Origin of the sequence: Acetivibrio ethanolgignens (assembly GCF_001461035.1) — a bacterium.
Taxonomy (GTDB): domain Bacteria; phylum Bacillota; class Clostridia; order Lachnospirales; family Lachnospiraceae; genus Velocimicrobium; species Velocimicrobium ethanolgignens.
On record NZ_LNAM01000017.1, the window covers coordinates 410 to 4,810 of the forward strand.

General features: G+C 38.5%; 5 protein-coding genes and 1 pseudogene. 2 read left to right on the forward strand and 4 right to left on the reverse strand.

Annotated features, from left to right (window positions below):
- The coding region (locus tag ASU35_RS01980; RefSeq protein WP_172794577.1) for an ISAs1 family transposase at positions 1 to 676 on the forward strand (676 nt) is incomplete at its 5' end.
- Between the two features lie 193 nt (positions 677 to 869).
- Here ASU35_RS01980 and ASU35_RS01985 read toward each other — a convergent pair.
- Positions 870 to 2,624, reverse strand: coding sequence for an IS1634 family transposase (locus ASU35_RS01985; RefSeq protein ID WP_058351429.1), 1,755 nt, complete (start codon positions 2,622 to 2,624; stop codon positions 870 to 872).
- A 241-nt stretch (positions 2,625 to 2,865) separates the two neighbouring features.
- On the opposite strand from ASU35_RS01985, the pseudogene ASU35_RS20870 reads away from it, so the two are divergent.
- A pseudogene (locus ASU35_RS20870) lies at positions 2,866 to 3,205 on the forward strand (MarR family transcriptional regulator); the annotation flags it as partial.
- 46 nt (positions 3,206 to 3,251) lie between these two features.
- Here ASU35_RS20870 and ASU35_RS01995 read toward each other — a convergent pair.
- The 3 genes from ASU35_RS01995 to ASU35_RS02005 all read right to left on the reverse strand — a co-directional run bounded on the left by ASU35_RS01995 (position 3,252) and on the right by ASU35_RS02005 (position 4,215).
- Positions 3,252 to 3,596, reverse strand: a complete 345-nt coding sequence (locus tag ASU35_RS01995) for a type II toxin-antitoxin system HicB family antitoxin (protein ID WP_058351431.1) — start codon at positions 3,594 to 3,596, stop codon at positions 3,252 to 3,254.
- A 50-nt stretch (positions 3,597 to 3,646) separates the two neighbouring features.
- Entirely contained in the window at positions 3,647 to 3,874 is a 228-nt protein-coding gene (locus ASU35_RS02000) for a type II toxin-antitoxin system HicA family toxin (protein WP_058351432.1), read from the reverse strand.
- A gap of 128 nt (positions 3,875 to 4,002) precedes the next feature.
- Positions 4,003 to 4,215, reverse strand: coding sequence for a hypothetical protein (locus ASU35_RS02005; RefSeq protein WP_058351433.1), 213 nt, complete (start codon positions 4,213 to 4,215; stop codon positions 4,003 to 4,005).
- Between the last annotated feature and the right edge of the window lie 186 nt (positions 4,216 to 4,401).

Genomic DNA, 4,401 nt, shown 5'->3' on the forward strand with positions numbered 1-4,401 from the left:
AAAAACAAATGAGATCAAAGCGATACCGGAATTGCTGGATAATCTGAATATAAAAGGGACAATCATAACAACCGATGCCATGGGAACCCAGACAGCTATTGTAAAGAAGATCCGACAAAAGCGTGCAGATTATGTTCTGGCACTAAAGGCAAACCAGGGGAATCTGCTGGAGGATGTGAGGGAATATTTTGCAGATAAAGAATTTCTTGAGAAATGTGCTTATAAAAAGAGAATAGAAAAGGGTCGAGGGAACATGGAGAAACGAGAATACTGGCAGACAGAAGACATCCCATGGTTAAGTCAGAAGAAAGAATGGTCAGGATTAAAGAGCATTATTCTGACCCGCAATACAATAGTAGGAGCAGACGGCAGTGCGGCTGTAGAAGAAAGATATTTTATAAGCAGCCTGCCGACCGATATAGAAGAAGCAGAGAGAGCAGTGCGTGGGCACTGGATGGTAGAAAGCTATCATTGGCATTTAGATGTAACATTTCGAGAAGATGGGAATCGCACATTAGAAAAGCAGGCATCCTATAATCTGAACATTATAAGAAAACTTGCCTTGAATATGCTAAAACTTTTAGAAGTAGGAAGCCGTCCGTTGAGCATGAAAAAGAAGCGGTATGCGATTGGAACAGATCCAGAAAAGCATTTAGAGAAGCTTATGTCTTTATAATTTTTGAACTTAGTGCATAGGCGTGGTTGAGGAACACATTCATGCGTTTGTCGTGAGTCTATCCCTTTGGCTAGTTTACTTTTCAAACCTTATCGTGTATAATCCCATCTTTGACAGTTAATACGAGACAAAACAGCCACAAAGCTTGTGTTCATGGGCTTTATGGCTGTTTGCTCGTTTGCATCGATATGTACTATATTTTCGATTTTGTGCTATTTATCTTTTTTGTCTTTGAAATAATCCCTCGCATGGAGGCTTTTGATATAAATTCAAAGTCTGTTCTAAAACCAAATGTACTATGAAGAGAATCTGTCAACTTAGTACGTTTGTAAGATGGAATATAACCACTATCTTTACTTAATAGCGTCATATTCATACCACGTAGTGTTTCCAAAATCTGATTACATGTAAATCTTTCTCCCAGTTTCTTTTCTAATAAGCGATATACTAAGAGACTGATATAACACGTAAGAAAATGTGCTTTGATACGGTCACTTCTTTGTACATAAACAGGTCTGGCTTCGAAATCGGATTTCATGATTCGGAAGTTCTCTTCGATTTCCCAGCGTTGTTTGTTAATCTTAATGATTTCAGCCGGATTATCTTCCAGGTTTGTTACAACAGCATAAAAACCGTCATACATTGCTTCTTCACGAACGCGTTCTTCGTCTAATTCATAAACAGATTTATCTGCGATTTCACCATCTGACGTAATGGAGGTTTTTTGAATGAAACGTGCAGGGTCATTTTGATTTTTTCCTCGTCTGCATTTGCCGGGAGACTGCATCATTTTCAGTGCACGCTCAATCTGGCGGCCACGAATTTTTTGCTGATAAGCTTTATATTTAGGTGAGTAAGTAACAATAATCGTTTCATCCATATCTCCTGTCACAAGGGGGACTTCTTTGTAATAAACTGTATTGAACACTTTAGGATCCGTTTCGTCAAGAGTTCTTAAATCAACCATCTTGTTAGAACCTGGAACTCTGAACTGAGTGGGTTTCAGAGCAATGTCCTGGTCTTCCTTTTTCATTTTTTTCAAGGAGTATGTAATCACATAAGAGCGATTCCCAAAGCTGTTCAAAAATCGGTTTTTCACGCTGCCCAAACCAGCATCGGAACAAAAGATAAATTCGCTGCAATCAAAATCTTTGATTACTTTTGTCTCCAATGGTTTCAAAGTAAGCTGTTCGTTTTGATTTCCGGGGAAAATATCAAAAGCAAGCGGGATACCATCAGCATCCATAAAAAGTCCCATGGTAACGATAGGATTAGGTCGATGTTCTTTGTTTTTGCCATATTTTTTATCCCCACTTTCTTCTTCAATTTCGAAATAGTAATTAGTGCAATCATAATACAGGATTTTTGAATTTCGATGATGCACAAAATTTGAATTTCGATAAAGTTCTTCCTGAATGTAATCAGATTCCTCTGCCATAACAGAAAGAGCCCGATAAACATTTTGTAAGGAATACTTAGGTGCTTCCAAAAGAGAATGACAGAAAGAAAAACTGCTCATTTTACTGGAAGGAGATAAGATTCTTGCATAAATTAAATCGGTGAGAATCGCATGAAAATCGTAAGTGAATTTATGGCGGTTACGAATATTTCTGCAAATGTTATCCAGTCTAAGTTCGGAACATAGTTGCTGCAAAAAAAGATATCCTACGTTAAATAAGCGTTCTTCCTCCAAAGGAATGCGTGCAGTTTGGGAGAAAGTGACAGAAATCTGTTCTCTTTGCTGGTTATAAAGGGCAGTTTCCTTTGCAGCCTCTTCCCTTGCCCAGGCCATCATTTTTTCTTTGTCGCCTGAAAACTGTTCTAAAAGGTCATTGTATTTCCCAAGCTTTTTATAAATGCGAGAAGACGATTTTCCGTTGCTTTTACGATAAGATTGATAAATATATACGTCCTTGCTGTTTGGACTACCAGTAATGTTTACATACATAACAAAAATCACCTCTATGTGTATTATAACACACAATTACAAACAAGTACAGAAAAAACACAAAATTTGACAAAAAAATAAGCCGAAAACGGCTTAAATAAAAGATTCTTTATAATATTTCTAAAAATGAAGTGTCAAAGACCCGTTTAATGCCTTAGTTCCTAACCCGGATGAACCGGAAAAGTTTTGCATTTCCTCTACGTTTTGAGTACAATAAAGAAAAACGTTGGAGGATGTGTTTATGTTACTTACGGATAAATATGCTGACAAAATCTATGGTACGATTACCTGTTATGACCGCATGATCATTCAAGGATACATTCCTGGATGGAGCCACGCTGAAGGTATGACCAGTTACTTGAAAGCGAATTCTATCCGTATTTTTGATGACCGAGGGGCTGATCCATATCTTTTCTGCCATAGAACAGTGTAATACTTATAAGCCATGGCATGACAAAATGACTGGCAAGACATTCCTCAAATTTGACCAGAGCAAATGTCTCCATTATTACTTTTATTTCATTGATAAAGAACTCGGCCTGTGCTGTTTACGTGTTCCTACATGGGCTCCTTTCCGCCTTTGTACAGTTTAAAAGGGCTACCAGCCTTAGCCGATAGCCCTTATATTTAAAGTGCCAGCTTATATAATGCAAGTTGATTAAGGCTTACGCCCTCTTTGTCTGCTTCGATAGCTAACCGCTGATGTAAAGACTTCGGCAGCCTTACCACAAACTTTCCGCTATAACTATCTGCTGTTTCCGGGACGGGAATAGGTAAGTTATTTTCTAACTTGACTTCTATATATCCTTCCATAGCTTCGTTAAGACTTTCGTACAGTTCTTCCAACGTATCGCCTGTACTTTGGCAGCCGTCAAGTTCTAAGATTCTGCCATAAAAATAATGCCCGCTTTCGTCATTGATTTCCTGTACTAATCTTGTATACGGTAACTTCATATAGTCCTTAACTTCCATTGTTTACGCTCCTTCCTTGTCTTGATTATATTATATCCAGGATATGGGATTTACTCCCCTATCCTATTAAGAATATCCACTACATACGCTTTCTTTAACGGGCTTTCCTGTTTGATTGTCGTTAGGTCGCCTGTTTCTTTGTTTAAATACTGCTTGTGGCTTCCCTTCTGTCTTACCGCTTCATAACCGTAAGCCCTTAATACCTTATCAGCTTCTTCCAGGCGTATTCCGTTAGGCTGCCGCTTCATCTTGTCAATTATCTTTTCTACGCTTGGCACTTGCCACACTCCTTTCTTGATATTATAGTACTATATTTAGTACTATTTTTCAATGCTTTTTTCAATGTTTCTTAATCTTTCTTTTCGCCGGAAGCCCATGTAATCGCCGCCAGATATTAGACTTGTTTTTATTCGCCGTTAACAACTGCTGCCGCCTGGCTTTCATCTGCTGCCGCTTCCGGCTCATTCATAGCCCCCGCAAGCCCTGTAATTTCCTGGGTTTTCTGCTGCTTCTTAGTGTCAATTTCTGACACCTTCTTAGCCGTTTTCCTTATAGTGTTCTTAAGCGTTTCCAGGATTCCAAAATATCCAGCTTCTAACATAGCTTCCAGCAGTTCCATTAAATCGTAGTCCCTAACCCGGATAAAGCACTTAGAATAGACGATAAAAGACGCTAAGGTAGGCGATAGCACTAAGGCGCGTATGAAAAGTTTATTCAACCTTATGTACCGCTACGCTATGAAGCATTGAAGTGATATAATAAAGTTGTAACAGGAGTGGCTAATAAGATATAATAAATCTAACAA

Excerpts from the sequence above, each read along its gene's own strand:
- ASU35_RS01985 (WP_058351429.1), bottom strand. The coding sequence starts at position 2,624 with ATGTATGTAAACATTACTGGTAGTCCAAACAGCAAGGACGTATATATT.
- ASU35_RS01995 (WP_058351431.1), bottom strand. The coding sequence starts at position 3,596 with ATGGAAGTTAAGGACTATATGAAGTTACCGTATACAAGATTAGTACAG.
- ASU35_RS02005 (WP_058351433.1), bottom strand. The coding sequence starts at position 4,215 with ATGGAACTGCTGGAAGCTATGTTAGAAGCTGGATATTTTGGAATCCTG.